The organism is Acetobacter sp. DsW_059, assembly GCF_002153695.1.
GTDB classification, from domain to species: Bacteria; Pseudomonadota; Alphaproteobacteria; order Acetobacterales; family Acetobacteraceae; genus Acetobacter; species Acetobacter thailandicus.
This window is the reverse complement of sequence record NZ_JOPI01000166.1, coordinates 1-2,108: the sequence shown is the minus strand read 5'-3', so window position 1 is coordinate 2,108 and position 2,108 is coordinate 1. Positions and strand designations below refer to the sequence as shown.

Here is a 2,108-nt window from a genome sequence, read left to right as displayed (position 1 = left end):
TGTCCGCAATCCATATCGCTGCAAGCTTCATCTTCTATCTCAAAGAATGAGTCCTGAGCCTAAAAAAGATTTCTGCAAAATACATATCAGCGCGCCTCCACTCCCCGAACAACAAGCCATCGCCGCTGTCCTGACCACAGCGGACGAAGAAATCACAGCCCTTGAATCCGACCTCTCGCGCCTGCGTCAGGAGAAGAAAGCCCTGATGCAGCAGCTTCTCACGGGCAAGCGCCGCGTGACGGTCGATTAAGGTATTTCAGTTTACAGGATATTTGAACATTATGGTTTCTGCCCCAAAATTTCAGGAAGAATACAGTGCCAAACTCCCGGCACTAGCCCTGCTCAGCACCCTCGGCTGGCGGTTTCTGCCACCATCCGAGGCGCTGGCCTTGCGGGGTGGCAAGCAGAGTGCCGTGGTGCTGGACACTCTCCTGCGGGCGGAACTGAAAAAACGGCGCTTTACGTTTGAAGGACAGGAACACAGCCTGTCCGATCAGGCCATTAATGCGCTGGTCTCCCACGTCACGCATCCGGACTTTGTCTCCGGCCTGCGCGACGCCAATGACAAGATGACCACGCATCTGCTGTTCGGTATTGCCATCACCCAGTTTATTAACGGGCGCAAGGCCAACCCGACCATCGCCCTGATTGACTGGCAGAACCCGGACAACAACAGCTTCACCTTCACGGAAGAATTCAGCGTCCTGCGCACGGATCTGACCCAGACCCGCAGGCCGGACATTGTCTGTTTCGTTAACGGTATTCCGCTGGCCGTGATCGAGGCCAAGCGCCCCGATGGTCAGCCGGGCAAAGGCCCGACTGTGGACGCCGGGATTTCCCAGACCATCCGCAACCAGAACAAGGACGAAATTCCGCAGCTTTTTGCCTACAGCCAGCTTCTGCTCTCCATCACCGGTCATGAAGGGCGCTATGGCACCTGCGGCACACCCAAGAAGTTCTGGGCAAGCTGGAAGGAAGAGGACATCCCCGAAAGCCGGATGGAGGCGCTCAAGAACACGCCACTCTCGTCAGCCCAGAAAGACGCACTGTTTGCCGAGCGAAAACCGTCTGACCGCGCGTGGTTCGAAGACTGGTCCTCCCGACCGCTGCATGTCACGGATCAGGACCGGTTGCTGATCGGCCTGCTTTCCCCCCAGCGCCTGCTGGACATGGCGCGGTTCTTCACGCTGGTCGACCGCAAGGCGGGCAAGATCGTGGCCCGCTATCAGCAGGTCTTTGGCATCAAGCGCCTTTTGGAACGAATCAAGTCCCGCCGCAGCGATGGCGGGCGTGAGGGCGGCGTGGTCTGGCACACCACGGGGTCCGGCAAGTCCTTCACCATGGTGTTCCTCAGCCGCGCCCTCATTCTGGATGACGATCTCAAGCAGTGCCGTATTCTGGTGGTGACGGACCGCAAGGATCTGGAACGCCAGTTGAGCACCACCTTCTCCACCGGCGGCGAACTGGCAGACAAGAAGGATAAGGAAGAGGCGCTGGCCACGTCCGGCCGCCGTCTGGCGCAGCAGATCGGGCATGGGCAGGAGCGGATCATCTTCTCCCTCATCAACAAGTTCCATACCGCCACCACCCTGCCCGAATGTCATAATGACAGTGCGGATATCATTGTGCTGGTCGATGAAGGGCATCGCAGTCAGGGCGGTGAAAACCATGCCCGCATGAAGCACGCGCTCCCCAATGCCGCCTTCATTGCCTTTACAGGTACCCCGCTGCTCAAGGGCAGTGAAACCACCAGCCGGTTCGGCAGGATCATCCACTCCTACACCATGCAGCAGGCCGTCTCGGACGGGACCGTCACGCCCCTGCTCTATGAGGAGCGCAAGCCCGATCTGGATGTGAACGACCGCGCCATTGACGCCTGGTTTGAACGCATTACGCAGGGATTGACCGCGGATCAGATTACGGACCTCAAGAAGCGCTTTGCCCGCGCCAATCAGGTCTACAAGGCCGATGACCGCATCCGGCTGATTGCCATGGATCTGGCCACGCATTTTGACAACAACATCGACAAGGATCTCAAGGGCATGCTGGCCTGTGACAGCAAGCTCTCCGCCATCCGCTACAAGCAGTATCTGGATGAGGTCGGTCTG

General features: G+C 58.5%; 2 protein-coding genes. Both read left to right on the top strand.

Going from position 1 to position 2,108, the window contains the following annotated elements:
• The coding region (locus HK25_RS12450) for a restriction endonuclease subunit S (protein WP_233127833.1) at nucleotides 1-250 on the top strand (250 nt) is incomplete at its 5' end.
• A gap of 31 nt (nucleotides 251-281) precedes the next feature.
• Nucleotides 282-2,108: type I restriction endonuclease subunit R (locus HK25_RS12445; protein WP_143296025.1), on the top strand; the 1,827-nt coding region annotated here is incomplete at its 3' end.